This window comes from Campylobacter concisus, assembly GCF_003048675.2.
GTDB lineage: Bacteria > Campylobacterota > Campylobacteria > Campylobacterales > Campylobacteraceae > Campylobacter_A > Campylobacter_A concisus_F.
In genome coordinates this window covers 1895003-1914170 of sequence record NZ_CP060707.1, presented here as the reverse complement: position 1 = coordinate 1914170, position 19168 = coordinate 1895003, and the positions used below count along the sequence as shown (strand labels likewise).

Genomic DNA, 19168 nt, shown 5'->3' with positions numbered 1-19168 from the left:
TTTTAATAACGAATATTAATTTATTTTTTGTTAAGGAGAGATAAAATTTAGAAGATTATTTTTTAGTTATCTGGATGTGATTTTGGATTTTGCGGCTGGTAAAAGTAGCTCAAATGTTGAAATAGCCGCGTTTAGATCCTTTTTATCTAAAAATTTAAACGACTTTAGCAGGTAGTAAAGTGACTTAAATTTTACTATTAAGCGCAAAGAGTGCTCGTAAATTTCGTCGCCATTAGCATTAATGTACTCATCTATCACCTCTTTTACAAGCTCGTTTGAAATTTTTTGTCGGTAGAGCTCGTGGATGAAAACTAGTAGGTCACGGCACTTTTGAAGCTCCAAGTCTTTGCTAAAAAATTTTGACTCAAAGTCTAGAAATTTGACCTCGTCATTTTTTATGGCGATATCTCTAAGTGCTGGGCGTCCGTGCGCAAAATTTAGAGCGTGAAGTCCAGCTAGTGCGCGGGCTGCTTTTAGCAAAATTTCGTGTTTAAATTTTTCATCGTTACTATATTTAAATAGTCTAGCAACTGGCTCGCCAACATCTTCTATAACGAAAAATTCATCGCTTTTTAACACGAGTTTTGGCGCAGGAGCATTTGCCTCGTTTAAAATTTCAAGCTTTTTTATCTCAGCGGCAAATGACTTATAAGGGTTTGGTTTAAAAATTTTAGTTAAAAAGCCACCTTCAATGGTCTTTTCAATGCGTTTTAACCAAAATTTTTGCCCATCAAATTCAAAGCTAAAAACACGCTCATCGTTACGATCTTTTAAAATTTCATTTACATATTGTTTTAAATTCATCATTTCGTAATATATCGGAAGAATTCTGAATTTTTATATATTTGACGTAAAATTTCATGAAAAACGTAAAAATATTTGTAAGTAAAAAAGAAAGTAAAATCATGGTGGAGTTAAGCGGGATCGAACCGCCGACCTCTTGAATGCCATTCAAGCGCTCTCCCAGCTGAGCTATAACCCCAAAAGGATTTGGTATTTTATCTTTTTATGGCTTACATTTTTTTGAAAGTCGTTTTTATAAAATAAATTTTTAAGCAACTTTTGGCTAACATTGCAACCTTTAACGCGGGAATAGCTCAGGGGTAGAGCACAACCTTGCCAAGGTTGGGGTCGCGAGTTCGAATCTCGTTTCCCGCTCCATTAAATTTTGCCCGAGTGGCGGAATGGTAGACGCAAGGGACTTAAAATCCCTCGGTAGTTTTTACCGTACCGGTTCAAGTCCGGTCTCGGGCACCACCAAACGGCGACATGGCCAAGTGGTAAGGCATGAGCCTGCAAAGCTTTGATCCCCGGTTCGAATCCGGGTGTCGCCTCCAGACTTCAAAAAACCAAATTAAAGGATTAACAATGAAAAAGTTGCTTTTAATAGTTTGTATGGCATTTTTTGCAGTAGGTTGTTCAAACACTTGGCACGGTGTAAAAGAAGATAGCCACAACGCCAAAGAATGGACTAAAGAAAAGATCAATGACGGCGCTAGTTACGTCAAAGAAAAAACAGAATAATTCTTAGTGGTTATAGCAAATTTTAAGCAAAGTTGGCTATAATCACAAATCTTCAAATCGGGAGATGGCTGAGCGGTCGAAAGCGGCGGTCTTGAAAACCGTTGAGGTGTGAAAGCCTCCTGGGGTTCGAATCCCTATCTCCCGGCCACTTCAAATTTCAAATCACTTTTTAATTTTTCAGTCATTTTCTTATTTTTAAATTCTTGTTTTTTAGTTTTATATTTTGAGAATAAAAATTTAGACTTAATGCAAATAAAAAATACAAAGATAGTGAAATTAAAACAATACATTTCTTCTCTAAATTTTAAAGAAATTTTGTGGTATTTAAACTGGCACGAGAGCTCTAAAATAGCAGGATTTACTAAGTTTTTAGAAAAATAATCAATAAATAATTAAAAACTAAAATTTGCGTATCTTAATAGTAAAAAATTTTAGTCGAGATAAAATACAAAGGTCACTTTTAGTTTAAAAAAGCAAGAGAGATGGCATAGTATAGGGCAAAACCTGATATTTGGTATGTTTAAAAGAAAAAAAGAGCTTATATTTAAATGATTAAAACCACTCTGCTAGTTGGCTAGGACCCATATTGTCAAAAAAGAGCTAGCTTGATAGCTACACCGCTTCAAACTCTAAGATTAAAATTTATAAAATAGCAAAGTTGTTAAAAATTTAAAGGAGTGATTTATGAACATAAAAAGCATTTTTAGTAAGATCTTTAAAGGTGAGCAGGGTGAGGCCGATGTGCTCGAGGCTATCGGTAAAATTTTAAACCAAAAGGGTTATGAAAACTACTATCTCATCCCAAAGGCAAGCATCGACGATCCTGCCGGCTCATCCAGAGAGATCGACCTACTTTTGCTCCATCCAGCACTTGGAATTTATGTCATCGAGGTGAAAAACTGGGACGATCTTGAGCAACTAGATGAAAATAACCCCTACGAGCAGGTAAAAATTTATCAAAGAATGCTTCTTGCAAAGATAGAGTCAGTGCTTAAAAAAGTGCCTATAAATGTCGAGTACAGGGTCATTTTCCCCTCTATTAGCAAGGCTGAGACTAGTAAATTTTATGCGAAAAATCCAAGCTATCTAAATTTAAAAAATCACACCTTTTTCAGGGACGATCTCATAGACGAGAGCATCTTTGCTAAATTTTTTTAACTCCTCTATAAGCACGCTACCAAACAAAAAAGAGTTTCTTAAAATTTCAGAAATGCTTGTCAATCAAAGCAGGCTAAAACAAAAAATAATCCCGATAATCACGAAAGATGAGGTGATGTTTTTTGACCACAAGCAACTTAGTATTATGAATGGCTACACTGGTGGCTTTCGCGTGATCAGAGGCGTGGCTGGCACCGGCAAGACGATGATACTTGCAAATTTTGTCGCAAATAGGCTCGAGCGTGACGAAAATGAGAAATTTCTCGTGCTTTGCTTTAATAAAAATTTAGCCCAAAATATCAAATCAAGCTTTGGCGATAAATTTATAAACAAAAATATCGCCGTTTATCCGATCATCTCGCTGCTAAAACGCATAGAATTTGATGAAACAAAGCTTGGCATGGATGAAAATACAAATATCAGCCAAAAGTATCAAATTTATGAAACCGACGAGGCGATTGCCGAGTTTAGAGCTAAATTTAAAGCCCACCTTGCAAGGCATCCGATCGACTATGTCCTTTGCGACGAGACCCAGGATATGCCAGCTGGCTTTATGCGCGTCATCTACGAGGAGATAAAGGACTGTATATTTTTTATCGACGAGGCGCAGAAATTTTACACATACACGATGAACAATATCGCCGACATCTTTCACCATCCAAAATTTGAGCGTATCGACATGAGAGGGCGCGTGAAAAACCTAAAAAACGTCTACCGAACACCTTCAAATATTGCTAGGTGCGCATTTGAGATCTTGCAAAAGGACTCTGCGATAAACGACTACTACAAAAAGAGCTTTTATCTAAATCAAGACTTCATCTCAGACATCCAGTGTATCTTGCAAGATGGCAGTATAAAAGTGGCCGAGCTTGATGAATTTGCAGAGCTTAAAAAGTGTCTAAAAGCCTTACCAGATGGCGAAACAAGTGTTGTTTTAAGTAATAGCAAGGTCGCCGTAAGTGCCATAAAAGAGAGCGTCTTGCCAGAGGGTAAAAACGTAGAGGTTTTGACGATACAGTCCATTAAAGGCCTTGAGGCGCAAAATGTCATCATCCACAACTTTTTGCCGTTTTTGCAGACCATATATAAAAATGAAAGGGAGCTTTTTTATAGAAAAATTTACGTCTTACTGACTAGAAGCCGTGAAAATTTATATATCTCGCTACCTAAAAATTTGGATGAAAATTTGCCAGATGAGATAAGACAGGTGATAGAGATCATCAAAAAATACGCAAGCATCACGCAAGACTTGCCGCCGAAAAATGAACGAGCAAAAGAAAAACAAAGCCTAAAACTAGCCTCTATAAGGCCAGTTTTAAGGGGTGTAAAAGAGGTTGGTGAGCTAGTGGTGACAGGCAGTCAGCTCTTTGCCATCATAGCTGGACTCTTTGCATAGTAAATTTTAATGGCAGCCACAACCACAACCACATCCGCCGCTTTGTTTTATCGCGTCAAAAACTGCGTCGTAGTTTGGCTCCTGGGTCACTTCGGGGACGATTTGCTTGTGGATGATGACGCCATCTTTGATGACAAAGACCGCTCTTGCAAGCAAGCCTTTTAGCGCCCCGTCACTCATCAGCATGCCGTAGTTTTGGGCAAATTCGCCGTATCTAAAATCGCTTCCCACACGCAGGTTTGCTATGTCCTCAGTCGTGCAAAATCTCCCCATCGCAAATGGCAGGTCGTTTGAGATGATGCTAAGCTTTACGCCGTGTTTTTCAGCTACTTTTTCGTTAAATTTACGAGCCTCAGCCGCGCAAACGCCAGTATCAAGTGATGGTAAGCAGACAAGCACCTCGATGCCGTTGTTTCCACCCACGCTAAATTCGCTAAGATCTTGCGCTACGACTCTGGCTTCAGGCGCATAAGAGCCGACAAATAGCTCATTTCCGCTTAAATTTACATCGCTACCTTTAAATTTTGTAGTTGCCATGATTTCTCCTTATCTTTTAGCTTTTTTAAATGCTTGATCAAGGTCGGCTATTAGATCATCGACGTTTTCGATGCCGATGGCTAGGCGAAGCAAATTTTGCTTTATGCCGATCTGATCTAGCAACTCTTTTGGATATGCCTCGTGCGTCATCGTTGCAGGCCTGCAGATAAGGCTCTCTACGCCACCAAGACTCACTGCTAGATCAAAAATTTCTAGCGCTTTTACAAATTTATTTACATCATGTTTTTCATCAAGCTCAAATGAGATAAGAGCGCCGATATCGCTTGCTTGAGCCGCTTGCATCTTTGCCTCTTGCTCGCTGTATGAGCCAGGGAAATGCACCACGCTAACGGCGTCACTATCCTCTAAAAATTTGATGATTTTATGGGTATTTTGCGTTTGTCTGTCAAACCTAACACTGAGTGTTTTAAGCCCACGTATTAGGTAGTATGCATCCATCGGACTGATGATGCCACCAAGCGTGTTTTTGGCAAATTTTATCTTTTCAGCCAAAGCATCATCGTTTAGCGTGACGATACCAGCGATCACGTCAGCATGTCCGCCGATATATTTTGTGGCGCTATATACCACGATGTCAGCTCCGTGCTCAAGCACTTTTTGATAGTAAGGCGTCAAAAATGTATTATCCACGATGACTAGAGCGCCCTTTTTGTGAGCGATCTTTGAAATTCTAGCGATATCAGTCACTCTTAAGAGAGGATTTGAGGGAGTTTCGATGAAGATAGCTGCCACGTCGTCGCTTATGTCATCTTCGCTTAAAAAATTTAGATCATCTATAAATTCGCTCTTTATGCCGTGACTCTCAAAAACAGTCGTGACATACCTATAAGTACCACCATAGACGTTGCTATTTAGCAGGACTTTTTGCCCTGTTTTTATAAGACTAAGTGCGGCTGCTGTTGCTGCCATGCCTGAGCCAAAGCTAAATGCGTATTTGCTACCTTCAACTTTAGCAAAGATATCATCAAAGGCTTTTTTCGTAGGGTTGTTGCCACGTGAGTAGGCAAATTCTTGAAAATTTTCAAGGTCATCTTGCACGAAGGTGCTAGCTAAAAATACTGGCGGAACGACCGCTTTGTTTGGGTTGTTTTTGGCTTCGATGCCTTTTACGATAAGAGTGTCTAGTTTCATAAATTTCCTTTTTAAAATTTTACGAAATTTTACATGATAAAAATTAATTTTCCCCAAACCCACCCAAAATATAGCCAAACCAGTAAGTGGTAGTAAAAGTGCTTTTTAAATTTGCATTTGTAAGATTGCTAAGACTAAATTTAAGCTTTTGCCTGGTCTTCGCAAGCTGCCAATGTATGGTTTTTTACTCGCTTTTGGCTAAATTTTTACCATAAATTTTACTCTACTAGATCAACCGACCAGTTTGCCTCCTGAAGCTTCATCTCAAGCTCTCTGATCTCTTTTGAAAGCGCATCCACTTGCTTTTGAAGCGCTGCCACATCAACTGTGCTTAAAATTTTGATCTCGCTATTTGAGTAAAGATCGACCTTTTGACTAGCGCTTGTTGCAAACTCCCTAAGCACGTTTGCTTTTAGCGTCAAAGCGTCCTTTTTAGCGATCATCTCAGTTAGGCTCACGCCATCAAATTTAGCGCTCGAGTTTGTTAAATTTATAGAGCAAATGAGCCTAAAAAGCTCGTTTGTTAGCTTGTCAAGCTCTTTTAAAAGAAGCTTTGGATCCTCGCTTGGACTTTCATTTTCCTGCGTTTTTGCATTGCTAAGTAGCCTAACTTTTAGCTGTTCGATGCGCTTTTGCGTGTCAGATCTTAGGATGAGAGCCTGAGCTAGTTTCATCATTTTTCCTTTTTGGGTATTAAATTTTTAAATCATCTTAGTATCTTTTGGGTTATAATTGATTTAAAATTTTATTTAAGGAAAAGCTATGAAGTACGATTTTGACACATTAGTAAGCAGAGAAGGTACCAACTCATCAAAATGGCGTATGAAGAGCGATGTTTTGCCGATGTGGGTTGCAGATATGGACTTTAAGGCTGCACCTGAGATCTTAAGCGTCTTGCAAAAGCGCCTTGATAACGGTGTCTTTGGCTACTCGTTCATCCCAAAAGAGTGGAACGAGGCGATAAAGAGCTGGTGGCAAAGACGTCACAACGTGAGCTTAGAGAACGAATGGATGTGCTTTTGCACTGGCGTCATACCGGCCATCTCGACTGCTATTAGGAGATTTAGCAGCCCAGGAGATCAAATTTTAGTGCAAGCGCCTGTCTATCACGTCTTTTTTAACTGCATAAAAAACAATGGACGTGAAATTTTATCAAACGACCTTGTCTATAAAAATGGCTCTTACGAGATCGACTTTGACGACCTCGAGGCAAAGCTAGCTCAGCCGCTAACTACTATGATGCTTCTTTGCAACCCTCACAATCCAATAGGCAAAATTTGGGACAAAGAGACGCTTAAAAAGATAGGCGAGCTTTGCTACAAGCACGATGTTTTGGTTATCAGCGATGAAATTCACTGCGATATAACTGATCCAGGGCTAAACTACGTGCCATTTATCAGCGTGAGCGAGGAGTGCAAAAACAACTCCATCACGTGTATCTCTCCAACAAAGGCCTTTAACATAGCTGGCCTTCAAAGCTCAGCCGTCGTCACGCCAAATGAAAAGATCAGAGCAAGACTAAATGCTGCTATCAACTACGACGAGGTCGGCGAGGCAAATGCCTTTGCGATCATCGCAGCAATCTCCGCTTTTAACGAGGGCGAGGCGTGGCTTGATGAGCTTAGAGAGTATCTTTTTGAAAACAAAAAGGTCGTCGCAAACTTCATAAAAGAGCAAGGCTTACCAGTAAAGCTTCTGCTATCAAATGCGACCTATCTTTTGTGGCTTGACTGCAGTGCGTTTTGCGAGGATTCGAGTGAGTTTATGAATTTCTTGCGTGATAAAGCTGGACTTTGGCTAAATGACGGCAACGCTTACAGGGGAGATAGATTTTTCCTTCGTATGAATATCGCAACGCAGCGTGAGAGGGTGCTTGAAGGGCTAAAACGCTTGCAAAATGGGATAAATTTATACACTTCAAAAAGATAAATTTTGGCTGGGTGGCTTTGAAATTTAAGCCACCTTTGCTTGATACAAAAAGCTACTTGGGATATTTTAGAGTAGCAGATATTGCCTCCACTTTTAAAAATTTTGCTGATAAATTTAAGGTTGGATAGCCTACGTTGGTTCTTTGATGGCTTTAAATTTAAGCAGGAAGTTGTTTGGTCGTAGTAAGAGAGGTAGTAAAGCTAGTTTTTTTGCTATTTTTGATATCTCTCCAGCATGCCTTGGAGCGTCAAAAGAGTGTCTTGATCGCGTTTGGGCTGTTTGAAGCTTTAAGTAGCTTTGGATCATAAATTTAGTAGTTTAAATTTGAAAGAGAGAAATTTAAGGTGCTGATAGTCATGCCGATCTTGAATTGCATTAAATTTAAGCAAAAAAGCCTTTGAATGCGAATAGTCATGGTTGATTTCAAAGCAAAAAATTTAAAGCCACCGCCGACTTTTATCTTCTATTTTAAATTTAGAAAAGCTATCAGTCAAAAATAGAGCGGTCGCCAAAACTACTATTTTATGCTGTCTTTATGAGCAAATTTGTGTTCGCCACACGTGCGTAATGCAGTTTTTCTTATAAATTTAGTAGTTTAAATTTGGAAAAACATAAATTTAAAGGTGAGATAGTTGCGCTGACTTTTAAACTTAGAAAAAGTCGCTTATCAAAATAGAACAGACCGCCATAAGAAACATTTTGCCCCTTTTGAAATAGTAAATATCGCGCCCGTTGCTGCTAAATTTAGCAACTCAAAAGAAATTTGAAAGTGAGATATCTTGCGCCAGCTTTAAATTTAAGAAAACTCACTTGTCAAAACGAGAATTTGATATCTTTCAAAAAGTGATTTTGCTAATAAATTTGATGATTTTAAAGTTTATGTAAAAACAGAAATTTAAAGATGAGCTAGCTTATGCTGGTTGTAAATTTATAAAAAGGTCATTTGCTAAAGTGGGAATTTACGCTCTCGTTTAAAATGATAAATTTGATAGCTAATTTTGAATAAAAGTAGAAATTTAAAGGCGGGGAAGGTCCCGCCAGATATTATTTATGTAGTTCTTTTGTGTAAAACTCAACTGAGCCAAGGCCCTCTTTTAGTGCCCACTCGTAAGCTTGGCTTACAAATTCCCAGTTTATGTTCTCATAAAATGTCTCTAGGTATTTTGGGCGAGCGTTGAAGTTGTCGATGTAGTAGGCGTGCTCCCAAACATCAACGACTAGAAGTGGCACTTTGCCGTCACTCACTGGAGTTTTTGCATTGCTAGTTTGCACGATCTCTAGCTTTTTGCTGCTTGGATCAAATACAAGCCACGCCCAGCCTGAGCCAAAAAGCGTTGTAGCTGCCTTTAAAAACTCCTCTTTAAAGTTTGCAAAATTTGCCTCGATAGCAGCTTTTAGCTCGCTTGACATCTCGCTTTTTTTAGCGATGCAGTCCCAGTAAAAGTCGTGGTTATAAACTTGAGCGACGTTGTTGTATAGGCCGCCTTCGCTATTTTTTAGAATTTCATAAAATGATGCGTTAGCAAATTTTGTATCTTTTATGAGATTGTTTAAATTTGCAACATAGGTCGCGTGGTGCTTGCCGTAGTGGTATTCACAGGTTTTAGCACTTACTACTGCATTGGCATTTGCGTCAAACGGAAGTTTTCTTAGTTCAAACATAATAATTCCTTAATAATAAAATTTGTTATCTCGCATTATAGCCACAAAAGATTAACAAACAAAATCTCTTAAAATTTAACCCAAAAATAGGGCTTTTATAAAAGCTAATTTTTTCATTTATAAAAGATGAGCAAATTTTCTTTATAAATTTGTGGTTAAAAGAGTGAAATTTATATCCTAAAAGAGCAAATTTGGCTTTGTAAAAGAGAGAAAAGTAAATTTAAATTTTCTCTAAATATAAAAATAATATAAAAAAATATGTGTAGAAACGTAACAAAAAAATAGACTATAAAAAAATGATAAATAAATTTTTACGTTAAATTTACGAAGCAAAAAAACTATCCATTTTTAGATCAAAAATGTTACAAAAATACACATATAAAAAAATAAAGATATGTGAATTTTATGAAACAAAAATTTCTAAATTTTTATTTTTTTGAAAATTTATAATGCACCTATCAAAACTATTACAAAGGATGAAAGATGAAATTCTTACAAGCTTTACTTTTTACATGTGCCATCAGTGGCTTAGCATTTGGTGCGGATAAGGTCTATACGATCAAATTTGCTCACGTTGTCGCAGCTTCTACGCCAAAGGGCAAGGCAGCTGACTTTTTTGCAAAGCGTGCTGAGGAGCTAAGTGGCGGCAAGATAAAAGTTCAAGTCTTCCCATCAGCTCAGCTACTTGATGATGATAGAGTTTTTGGTGCGCTAAAGCTTGGCAACGTCCAAATGGCAGCTCCTAGTTTTTCTAAATTTACACCTATCGTGCCGCAGTTTCAGCTATTTGACCTACCTTTCATCTTTAAAGATGCAGACCACCTTCACAAGGTTCAAGATGGTGCAGTTGGTGAGGAGCTAAAAGGTCTTGTGACTAAGAAGGGCTTTGTGGCGCTTGATTACTGGGATGCTGGATTTAAGCATTTTAGCTCAAGCAAAAAACCTATCCTTGTGCCAGAAGATGCAAAAGGACAAAAATTTAGAATCCAAAGCTCAAAAGTGCTTGAAGAGCAGATCAAAGCGATCGGTGGCAACCCACAAGTTCTGCCATTTTCAGAGGTTTATTCTGCACTTCAACAAGGCGTAGTTGATGCTACTGAAAACCCACTATCAAATTTCTATAACTCTAAATTTCACGAGGTTCAAAGCTCACTTACACTTTCTCACCATGGATATCTAGGCTATCTAGTCGTTATGAGTGATAAATTTTGGAACAAACTGCCAGATGATCTAAAAGCAAATGTAAAACAAGCTCTAAGCGAAGCTACAGCTTACGAGAGAGAAGAGACAGCTAAAGAGGACGCTCACGTTATAGCCGAGCTTGAAAAATATATAGCAGAGACTAAAAAGCTAGAAATTTTCAAGATAGACGACGCACAAAAAGCTGAGTGGGAGAAGACTATGCAGGCTATCTATCCTAAATTTTACGATGTCATCGGCAAAGAGCTTATAGAAAAAACAATCGAGACAAAATAATGAAAAATTTCATTAACGCTCTTGATATATTGATAGTCTCGCTCAATAAGACTATCGCCGTTTTAGGGCTAGCTAGTGGAACGCTACTAGCCTTTGCCAACGTCGTGGCCAGATACTTTTTTGACAAAAGCTGGTCATGGGCGAGCGAGCTATCAAACTACTTATTTATATGGTCGGCGTTTTTTGCTGCAGCGTATGGCTTTAACAAGGGCATTCATGTGAGCGTAACTATCTTGGTGGAGAAATTTCCACCAGCGCTTGCGAAGGCGTGCCTACTCTTTTCGCACATCTTAACAACTGTCTTTTTGATATTTATCGCGGTTTATTCGGTTGATTATCTTAAAATTTTACACGAGATCGAGCAGATGATAATAGACCTTGGCATACCTCAATGGGTCCCTATGCTGGTGCTTCCAATAGCCTTTGTCACAGCTAGCTACCGCTCTGCTGAAAAGGCTATCAAAGTAGCTCTAACTCCAGCAGCAAATGTCGTAAATAACGAAGCACACGAGCTAGCTCATGGTAGCGTGGTCAAAGACTAAGGAGAAAAAAGATGACAATAGCATTTTTATTTATCCTGCTTTTTGCGCTGATGTTAATAGGCGTGCCAGTCGCGGTTTCGTTAGGCACAAGCACCGTTTTAACTATGATATTTTTTACAGACATAGACATCGCTACGATCCCTCAGCTAATTTTTGACGGTATCAATAAATTTTCACTAATGGCGATACCGATGTTTATCTTGGCTGGAAATTTACTAAGCAAAGGTGGCTCAGCAAGGCGTATCATCGATTTTGCAAAGTCTATGGTCGGACACTTGCCAGGTGGCTTGCCTATGAGTGCGATATTTGCCTGCATCATCTTTGCAGCGGTCTCTGGAAGCTCGCCTGCGACGGTTGTGGCGATAGGCTCGATTATGTTTGCAGCGATAAAAGAGGCTGGCTATCCAAAAGAGTACGCAGTGGGCGGTATAACTACGGCTGGCTCACTTGGAATTTTGATTCCACCTTCAGTTGTTATGATAGTTTATGGTGTAACTGCTGAGGTTAGTATCGGTAAGCTTTTTATGGCAGGCGTCGTGCCTGGTCTTATGCTTGGTGCTTTTATGCTAGTTCAAACTTATGTAGGCGCAAAAAAGCTTGGTTTCAAAGCGACTAAGGCTGAGCCATTTAAAGCAAGAGTGCAGAAATTTGCAAAAGCATTTTGGGCTTTGCTAATCGTCGTTGTGGTTATTGGTGGAATTTATGGAGGCATATTCACTCCGACTGAAGCTGCTGCGGCAAGTGCGGTCTATGCGCTATTTATCTCACTTTTTATCTATAGAGATATAAAGATAAGAGATCTTTGGGATATCTGCCTAGACTCAGCCCTTACAACAGCTATGATATTTTTCATCATCGCAAACGCCGTTGTTTTTGCTTATTTGCTAACTAGCGAGCAGATCCCACAAGCGATCGCTTCGATGATACTTGACGCAAATATCGGCATGATAGGATTTTTGATATTTGTAAATATCTTGCTCTTTATCATGGGTCAGTTTATGGAGCCTTCAAGCGTTATCATGATCATGGTGCCGCTCTTGCTTCCGATAGCTACGCAGCTTGGCGTTGATCCTATTCACTTTGGTATCATCTTGGTTGTAAATATGGAGATAGGTATGGTCACTCCGCCTGTTGGACTAAATTTATTTGTCGCAAGCGGTCTTACAAATATGAACTTAAAAGAGGTTATCATGGCGTGCTTGCCATGGACGCTAACCTTGTTCTTTGGTCTTATCTTGGTTACTTATATACCACAAATTTCACTTTGGCTACCAAACATAATGTATGGACATTAAAATTTAGAGGCCTAGGCCTCTAAATTTATCCTCTTGGATCGTAATCCGCGCTCATAACGATATTTTTACCATTTCGCTTACCAACGTAAAGTAGCTCGTCAGCTTGCTTGATCATACGCTCGATATTCACCTCAGTGTTGCCACTATGTGCCACGACACCAAATGTCATCGTCGCTATGATCCTATTGTTTTCAAATTCAACGACATTTTGATTAAGCGTCTCTCTGATACGCTCTAAGATGCTAACTGCTTTTGCCTTTTTAACATCAAAGATAACAGCTAGAAATTCCTCGCCGCCAAATCTTGCAACCCTGTCTTCATTTCTAAAAGCGTTTTTGAAAATTTTAGAAAGGCTCTTTAGTACTTCATCGCCTGCTCCGTGTCCGTAGGTGTCATTTATCTTTTTGAAGTTATCGATATCACACATCACGATAGCAAAGTCATTACCGTCAAATAAATTCTTCTGTCTAAAAATTTGTTGCATCGAAGCGCGGTTTAAAAGCCCTGTTAGTGGGTCGTGGTTAAAGACAGCTTTAGCAGACTCTTTCTCTTCTAAGATACCTAAGAATATAAATAAATTTGAGCTCTCTAGCAAAAATGATGTTAGAACAGCAAACACGCAAGATGCGGTTAGGTTAAATACAAAAAATATCTCTTTATATAAGGTATCATCTTTTGCTGGTATATCTATCACTAGATAAAAAAGCAAAAATGCCGCGATATCTAGCAAAGAGATAAGTCTGCTTAACATTTTAAAGCTAACCGATAAGAAAAAGAGGCTAATTGTCGATGTTAAAAATAAAATTTCAAAGCCCCAGCCTAGACCAAGGATAAAGACGCAAAGTGAGGCGTGGAGTAAAATTTCTACTTGCAAGATGAGCATTACGATCTTATTGTTCTCTTCGCTATCAAAGAGTATCTTTAGTGCAAAAAGATATATGCTAACAGATAGGATGTTTGCCACAGCCAAAATTTCTTCGCCCATGAGGTAGAACATAACCAGGTAAAAAGTATGTACAGCTAGGAGCGAAAAGACGATGATCTTTTGTGAGATATAAAGTGAAATTTTAGGCATTGTCTTTGTCCTTATTTGCCTTCATGATCTCATACTCGATGCGGTCTTTACCATTTTTCTTACCCTCATATAGCTTTTTATCAGCTTTGTTTATGACTGTGTCGATATCAGTTATAACGCCATTTGCACAAAGAACCAGACCAAAGGTCATGGTTACTGAGCTCTTATCAGGCAACTTTACCTGTGCTATCCTTGTGCCAAGTCTGGTTTCTACCTTTTTTACGTCTTCAGTTTTAACTTCAGGCAAGATAACTAGAAATTCCTCTCCACCCCACCTACAAATGTGGTCATTTTCTCTAAAAGTATCTTGCAAGGCCCTTGCGATCTCTTTTAAGACCTTATCGCCCCAGTCATGTCCGTAGGTGTCATTTATCTTTTTGAAGTTATCTATATCTCCTAGCATAACGACTAAATTTGCGTCACTGCTTTTCTCCCTAAGCTCTTTTAGCTCATATCTAAGTGTTCTCTCGATCGAGCGTCTATTTAAAAGACCAGTCAAAAAGTCATACTTAGAAATTCTCTCTATCTCCTCTTTCTCTTCGCTGATCTGTTTGTAGCCACTAGATGTGATCGCGTCAGAGAAAAACGAAAGTCTAAAGACCAAGTAAAAAGTAAAGAAAACGCTTATACAGGTTGAGCCTATTTGTACCATGGAGTCTATCCCAACTACTTTATCTTTATATGTAAGATATAGCCACAAAAGGACAAATAGCTCAAGAAGGCAGACAGAGTAGGTAAGAAGCCTTTGGTTAAAAGCCAAAAAGTAGTTTATAAAGATAACGCCAAGGAGTGTTATCCATATATTAGAGCTCCAGCCCATGCCAACAACGCCAGCGATAACTGCGGTGATGACATTTAGTTGAAAGATGGCAGAGATTAAAAATCTGTATTTGATATTAAATCTAATCCTTAAAGCAGTGCTAATAGAAAGAAATAAAAAACAGATAAAAATGATCGTTAAGTCAAAGTAAAAACTGCAAAGCACGATCAAGACAAAGGCGTTACTTACTATCGCTACGTTTAATATCGTTTTGTAAATGTCATCGATAGCCTTATAGCTATCTTGCTCTATAAATTCCTGTACCAAGCATTCTCTCCGTTAATTTCATCCATTAAATTTAATTAGACCATTTTAATACGAGTCGTAACTATCCTCATCCTCATCGCTATCTTCATAGTTGTAGTCATTTTCGTCGTAGTTATAGTCATAGCTATCGCTACTACCCTCGTCTTCATCGTTAAATTCAGAGTAGTCTTCTTCTACCTCTTCGTAGTCAAAATCATCACTCATTTTTCTCTCCTTAAATTTTATCTTTGATATTTTCGATATACAAGCTTTGGCTTGGGAATGCAAAATTTAGACCATTTTGCTTTAAAATATCCATAATTTTTAGCATTACATCTTGTTTTACGTCTAAAAACTCTCCCCAAACGATAGTTTTGGCAAAGCAATAAACTAGGATATTTATCGAGCTATCAGCAAAGTCATCAACCACGACAAATAAATTTGACTTATATCCAGCGTAGTCATCAACTGAAACTATGTTTTGTCTATATTTTAGTCCTCTTTTATTAGCCGCGATATCTTCGCTTTTAGCGATATCTGGGTGATTTATTAGCATATTTTTGATGTCATTTACACATTTTTTGATCTCTTCTGTAGTTGGCCCATACTCGATGCCAATAACCATTCTTATGCGTCTGCCGACCTTTCTTCTGCTCCAGTTTCTAACAGGATCGCTCGCTAGCTTTGAGTTTGGCACGAAGATAAGGGCGTTATCAAAGCTTCTAACTGTTGTTTTTCTAAAACCTATCTCAACGACCGTGCCTTCGATGTCGCCACAAACTATCCAGTCGCCTTGTGAAAATGAGTTGTCAAAGAGCATCATAACAGAGGCAAAGAAGTTTGCGATGATGTCTTTAGCAGCGAAGGCAACAGCAAGACCACCGATACCAAGTGAGGCGATGAGTGCCGAGATATCAAAGCCAAGCTTTTGAAGGATCAGTAAAAGTGTGATGATCAGCACGATCACGTAGATCACTTTTAGTGCTAGGTTTATCACCTCTTTACGCTTGCTTTTTTGCGCGATCTTATCGAGTATAGCGATGCCGTAGCCATTTAGTATGGTGAGGACAAGCCATGAAAATGCGACTATATATATGATAGAAAAGATATTTGCTACCGTTAGAGGCACTGGCACTGGATAAAATCCAATGCCGATACAGATGTTTAGCGCATAGATGATAAGAAGTGCTGAGATCGGCTTTTTGATGATATCAACGATCTGATTTTTAGCCTCTTTTACCCCTTCGCCTGAAGCGACGAGTGACATCACCCAGTAGGTGAGCTTGGCTAAAATTCTAGTTAGCGAGACGAAAAATAAAAATATCGCAACGATAACAACGATCTTGCCGATGTTAAATTTGCTTGAATTTATGGCTGTTGTTTTGTTTATATACTCGACTGCATCGACTAAATTTAGCTCAGACAAGAGCATGCTTGAGCTTAGAAGATCGGCGTTATTTTTAAGATAGGTTAAAATTTCTTCTTCACTCTCTTTTTTCAGCTCAAGGTCAAAAAAAGCGCTGTCGTAAGAGCCTGAAGTGTCATTTAGTGAGTCTTTTAGATCTTTTATACTTACATAAGAATTTGTCTGTAAATTTAAAAGTCCATTATCTATCACTTCTTTTATAGAATTTGCCTTAGCACCCTTTTTAAAGATCTCTTCAAGACTAATAAGCGCTGAGTAGTAAGCGTAATCAACCTTCATCTTCTCAAGTTCGATAGCACTTTGAATGTAGGCATCCTTGTTTGACTGCTTCTCTAGCCTAGCTACTTTTTTCTCTAGCGCCTCTTTTTGCAGATTATATTTATTTATATCGCTTTGTGTTACCTCGATCTGCATGACGTAGTTTGGTATCTTTTCTAAAAGATCGCTCTTTTTCTTTTGAAGAGTGATCAAATTTGAGTTATCGATCTTTGAAGCGTTTAGGTCTTTTTGCTGAGATTTTATGATATTTATCTGGCTGTTTAGGGTTTGAATTTGATTTGTTATGCTGATGATATCGTCTTCTTGCGTTACGTTGTTATCAGCGCCAAAAAGAGTTATGAAAGAAATCAGGATGATGGTTAGAAACTTACGCATTTTCGCCTCTTTTGTCCGCTAGAAGTTTAAATGTGCCCTCTTTTAAATCGTAGCTAAAAATTTCGCCAGTTTCTATGATGTAGTGCCAGCCATAAATTTGAAGCTTGCCACTTTCATATTCCTCTTTTACATTTGGATATGTCATTATGTTTTCGATCGAATTTATCACGTTTAGCCTCTCGGTTAGCCACGCCATTTTGGCTGGATCGTCGCTTGTAAATTTAAGCACTTCTCGCTTGATCGGCTCTATTAGCCTGATCCAGTTTCTAACGTTTGGAGTGTTTTTTAGCTTCTTTTCATCAACATAAAGCGCCGCGCATCCACCACAGTCAGAGTGTCCGCAGATGATGATGTTTTTGATGTTTAAAACTTCAAGCGCATATTCGATCGCCGAAGTGGTCGCCAAAAACTCTTCGCTCACCCTATATGGTGGCACGATGTTTGCGATATTACGTACCATGAAAAGTTCGCCTGGCAGGCAGTTTGTTATCAAATTTGGCACGACCCTTGAATCCACGCATGATATGAAAAGCGTGTGCGGATCTTGCTTGTGTTGCAAGCTTTTAAAGAGCTCTTCATGCTCTAAAAAGCCATCTTCCATAAATTTTACTGCACCTTCAAGTATTGAATCATCCATAAAATTTATCTCCATTTTTTATATTTTTATCGCGATTATAGCAACTTTTATTTAATCAAAAAAATGCTCTCTAAAACGGACTTTAAACTAATATTTTTTATTAAACTTCTTTTTATATATTGTTTAATTATTTTAGGCTAAACTCACCGAAAAAATTCATAAGGAGAAAAAATGAGTTTGTATGACAGAAACTACGCTAAGCAAAATCAAGAAGAGCTTGCGTATTCTCAAAGCTCACTAAGCACGTTTATAAAGCAGACATATCAGCTTTTTGCAGCATCACTACTTTCAGCTACAGCTGGTGCTTATGTAGGCATTAGCATCGCTGGCGTTTTTGCGGCAAATAGATTTTTGTTTTGGGGACTTGTGATACTAGAGTTTGTGTTGCTTTTTGGTCTAATGGCAGCTAAACGCAAAGAGGGATTAAATTTAATACTTCTTTTTGCATTTACATTTGTAAGCGGTCTTACGCTAACTCCGCTACTTTCAGCGATCCTTGCTATGCCAAGTGGCGCTAGTATCGTAGCTCAAGCGTTTGGCTTGACGACAGTTGCATTTGGTGCATTAAGCGTCTTTGCGATGAATACAAAGCGCGACTTTACAACGATGGGCAAGATGCTATTTATAACTTTGATAGTTATCGTTGTAGCAGCGATCATCAACATTTTCGTTAAAAGCACGATGTTCCAACTTGTAATCGCAAGTATTTCATCGATCTTATTTAGTGCTTACATACTTTTTGATACACAAAATATCATCCGTGGCAACTACGAGACGCCGGTTGAGGGTGCTGTTGCTTTGTATCTTGATTTTGTAAATTTATTTACATCATTACTACAAATTTTAGGCATTTTTAATAGAAATGACTAATGACGAGCGCATCTACCGAGTGATAGATGCGAATCTAAATAGGCTAAAAGAAGGGCTTCGCGTCGTTGAAGATATAAAAAGATATGTCTTTGATGATGCTAAGCTCGCCTATAAGATAAAGTCCCTCCGCCACAAGGCAAAGATCCCACAAAAAGAATTTTTAAAATTTAGAAATTCACAAAACGACGTTTTGAAAACCAGCACAAAAAGCGAGCAAGAAAGATCAAATTTAGACGAGATCATCACTGCAAATTTCAAACGTGCCCAGGAGAGCGCTCGCGTGCTTGAAGAGTGCTTTAAGCTGATAAATTTAGAGCGAGCTGAGCTTTTTAAAAGCATAAGATACGAGCTTTATGAGCTTGAAAAAGAACTTTAACTAAAAATTTAAATCTTTTCTTGTATAATCGCAAACTATTTAAAAAATTTAAAGGAAATTTCGTGAGTTTAATATTTTTAATCTTACAATTTGTTCTAGCTGTCGTTATCACGATCGCAGTTTTACTCCAAAAGAGCTCATCTATCGGTCTTGGAGCATACAGTGGAAGCAACGAGAGCCTTTTTGGAGCAAAAGGACCAGCTGGATTTTTAGCTAAATTTACCTTTGTGGTAGGCGTTTTGTTTATCCTAAACACACTTGCGCTTGGATATTTTTACAATAAAGATCTAAAACGCTCTATCGTTGATAGCGTCGATAGCAAATCTCTAGTCATACCAAAATCAAACGACGTGCCAGCAGCTCCTAGCGCACCGCAAAATCCAGCAAAATAAC

The 19168-nt window shown here is 38.4% G+C and carries 20 protein-coding genes and 5 tRNA genes; 14 read left to right on the top strand and 11 right to left on the bottom strand.

From position 1 onward, the window contains the following. Positions 1–66: 66 nt before the first annotated feature. Positions 67–804, bottom strand: a complete 738-nt coding sequence (locus tag CVT00_RS09645) for a spore coat protein (protein WP_230853750.1) — start codon at positions 802–804, stop codon at positions 67–69. 102 nt (positions 805–906) lie between these two features. Then, positions 907–982 (bottom strand) — tRNA-Ala (locus tag CVT00_RS09640). Between the two features lie 104 nt (positions 983–1086). Between CVT00_RS09640 and CVT00_RS09635 the strand changes: the two genes are divergently transcribed. The 7 genes from CVT00_RS09635 (at position 1087) to CVT00_RS09610 (ending at position 4078) form a co-directional block, all read left to right on the top strand. Then, positions 1087–1161 (top strand) — tRNA-Gly (locus CVT00_RS09635). A gap of 9 nt (positions 1162–1170) precedes the next feature. Continuing rightward, positions 1171–1257: transfer RNA gene (locus CVT00_RS09630), tRNA-Leu, on the top strand. 6 nt (positions 1258–1263) lie between these two features. Continuing rightward, positions 1264–1337: transfer RNA gene (locus tag CVT00_RS09625), tRNA-Cys, on the top strand. A gap of 31 nt (positions 1338–1368) precedes the next feature. After that, on the top strand, positions 1369–1524 hold the full coding sequence (locus CVT00_RS09620) for a hypothetical protein (RefSeq protein ID WP_021086361.1): 156 nt from the start codon (positions 1369–1371) through the stop codon (positions 1522–1524). A gap of 58 nt (positions 1525–1582) precedes the next feature. After that, positions 1583–1672, top strand: a tRNA-Ser gene (locus tag CVT00_RS09615). A 536-nt stretch (positions 1673–2208) separates the two neighbouring features. Further along, positions 2209–2682: a nuclease-related domain-containing protein gene (locus tag CVT00_RS10325; protein ID WP_230853748.1), complete on the top strand. Its 474-nt coding sequence runs from the start codon at positions 2209–2211 to the stop codon at positions 2680–2682. Continuing rightward, the gene (locus CVT00_RS09610; RefSeq protein WP_230853747.1) at positions 2666–4078 is read left to right on the top strand and encodes a DNA/RNA helicase domain-containing protein; all 1413 of its coding nucleotides are present in this window, start codon (positions 2666–2668) and stop codon (positions 4076–4078) included. The genes CVT00_RS10325 and CVT00_RS09610 overlap by 17 nt, the downstream gene beginning before the upstream one ends. Positions 4079–4084: 6 nt before the next feature. Here the strand turns inward: CVT00_RS09610 and tpx are convergent, their stop codons facing one another. The 3 genes from tpx to CVT00_RS09595 all read right to left on the bottom strand — a co-directional run bounded on the left by tpx (position 4085) and on the right by CVT00_RS09595 (position 6441). After that, the gene (tpx, locus tag CVT00_RS09605) at positions 4085–4615 is read right to left on the bottom strand and encodes a thiol peroxidase (protein ID WP_103557774.1); all 531 of its coding nucleotides are present in this window, start codon (positions 4613–4615) and stop codon (positions 4085–4087) included. 9 nt (positions 4616–4624) lie between these two features. Further along, positions 4625–5767, bottom strand: a complete 1143-nt coding sequence (locus tag CVT00_RS09600) for a trans-sulfuration enzyme family protein (RefSeq protein ID WP_107915233.1) — start codon at positions 5765–5767, stop codon at positions 4625–4627. Between the two features lie 218 nt (positions 5768–5985). Beyond that, positions 5986–6441, bottom strand: a complete 456-nt coding sequence (locus tag CVT00_RS09595) for a DIP1984 family protein (RefSeq protein ID WP_107915235.1) — start codon at positions 6439–6441, stop codon at positions 5986–5988. An 88-nt stretch (positions 6442–6529) separates the two neighbouring features. Here CVT00_RS09595 and CVT00_RS09590 point away from each other — a divergent pair, with 88 nt between their 5' ends. Beyond that, entirely contained in the window at positions 6530–7696 is a 1167-nt protein-coding gene (locus tag CVT00_RS09590; protein ID WP_107915236.1) for a MalY/PatB family protein, read from the top strand. Positions 7697–8740: 1044 nt separating this feature from the next. Here the strand turns inward: CVT00_RS09590 and sodB are convergent. Continuing rightward, complete coding sequence (gene sodB, locus CVT00_RS09585; protein ID WP_107915238.1) at positions 8741–9358, bottom strand: superoxide dismutase [Fe]; 618 nt, start codon at positions 9356–9358, stop codon at positions 8741–8743. A gap of 483 nt (positions 9359–9841) precedes the next feature. Here sodB and CVT00_RS09580 point away from each other — a divergent pair, with 483 nt between their 5' ends. The 3 genes from CVT00_RS09580 to CVT00_RS09570 are packed head-to-tail and all read left to right on the top strand — an operon-like array spanning position 9842 to position 12671. Next, entirely contained in the window at positions 9842–10834 is a 993-nt protein-coding gene (locus tag CVT00_RS09580; RefSeq protein WP_002941552.1) for a DctP family TRAP transporter solute-binding subunit, read from the top strand. Further along, positions 10834–11376, top strand: coding sequence for a TRAP transporter small permease (locus CVT00_RS09575; protein ID WP_002941662.1), 543 nt, complete (start codon positions 10834–10836; stop codon positions 11374–11376). The genes CVT00_RS09580 and CVT00_RS09575 overlap by 1 nt, the downstream gene beginning before the upstream one ends. 11 nt (positions 11377–11387) lie before the next feature. Then, positions 11388–12671: a TRAP transporter large permease gene (locus CVT00_RS09570; protein WP_107915840.1), complete on the top strand. Its 1284-nt coding sequence runs from the start codon at positions 11388–11390 to the stop codon at positions 12669–12671. Positions 12672–12696: 25 nt separating this feature from the next. Here CVT00_RS09570 and CVT00_RS09565 read toward each other — a convergent pair whose 3' ends face one another. Genes CVT00_RS09565 through CVT00_RS09545 form a run of 5 tightly spaced genes read right to left on the bottom strand, consistent with a single transcriptional unit; the run spans position 12697 to position 17529 of the window. After that, entirely contained in the window at positions 12697–13746 is a 1050-nt protein-coding gene (locus tag CVT00_RS09565; RefSeq protein ID WP_107915838.1) for a GGDEF domain-containing protein, read from the bottom strand. Then, a complete protein-coding gene (locus CVT00_RS09560; protein WP_103557782.1) occupies positions 13739–14833 on the bottom strand; it encodes a GGDEF domain-containing protein in 1095 nt (364 codons plus the stop codon). The genes CVT00_RS09565 and CVT00_RS09560 overlap by 8 nt, the downstream gene beginning before the upstream one ends. A 45-nt stretch (positions 14834–14878) precedes the next feature. Continuing rightward, positions 14879–15037, bottom strand: coding sequence for a hypothetical protein (locus tag CVT00_RS09555; protein ID WP_181000457.1), 159 nt, complete (start codon positions 15035–15037; stop codon positions 14879–14881). 10 nt (positions 15038–15047) lie between these two features. Then, a complete protein-coding gene (locus tag CVT00_RS09550; protein WP_103557783.1) occupies positions 15048–16892 on the bottom strand; it encodes a mechanosensitive ion channel domain-containing protein in 1845 nt (614 codons plus the stop codon). Beyond that, positions 16885–17529: a carbonic anhydrase gene (locus CVT00_RS09545; protein WP_021086289.1), complete on the bottom strand. Its 645-nt coding sequence runs from the start codon at positions 17527–17529 to the stop codon at positions 16885–16887. Before CVT00_RS09545 ends, CVT00_RS09550 begins: the two co-directional genes overlap by 8 nt. A gap of 171 nt (positions 17530–17700) precedes the next feature. On the opposite strand from CVT00_RS09545, the gene CVT00_RS09540 reads away from it, so the two are divergent. From CVT00_RS09540 to secG, 3 genes are all read left to right on the top strand, one after another. After that, positions 17701–18399, top strand: a complete 699-nt coding sequence (locus CVT00_RS09540) for a Bax inhibitor-1/YccA family protein (protein WP_002941542.1) — start codon at positions 17701–17703, stop codon at positions 18397–18399. Continuing rightward, on the top strand, positions 18392–18775 hold the full coding sequence (locus tag CVT00_RS09535; RefSeq protein WP_002941503.1) for a hypothetical protein: 384 nt from the start codon (positions 18392–18394) through the stop codon (positions 18773–18775). Before CVT00_RS09540 ends, CVT00_RS09535 begins: the two co-directional genes overlap by 8 nt. A 62-nt stretch (positions 18776–18837) precedes the next feature. Continuing rightward, entirely contained in the window at positions 18838–19167 is a 330-nt protein-coding gene (gene secG, locus CVT00_RS09530; RefSeq protein WP_002941549.1) for a preprotein translocase subunit SecG, read from the top strand. Position 19168 lies beyond the last annotated feature (1 nt).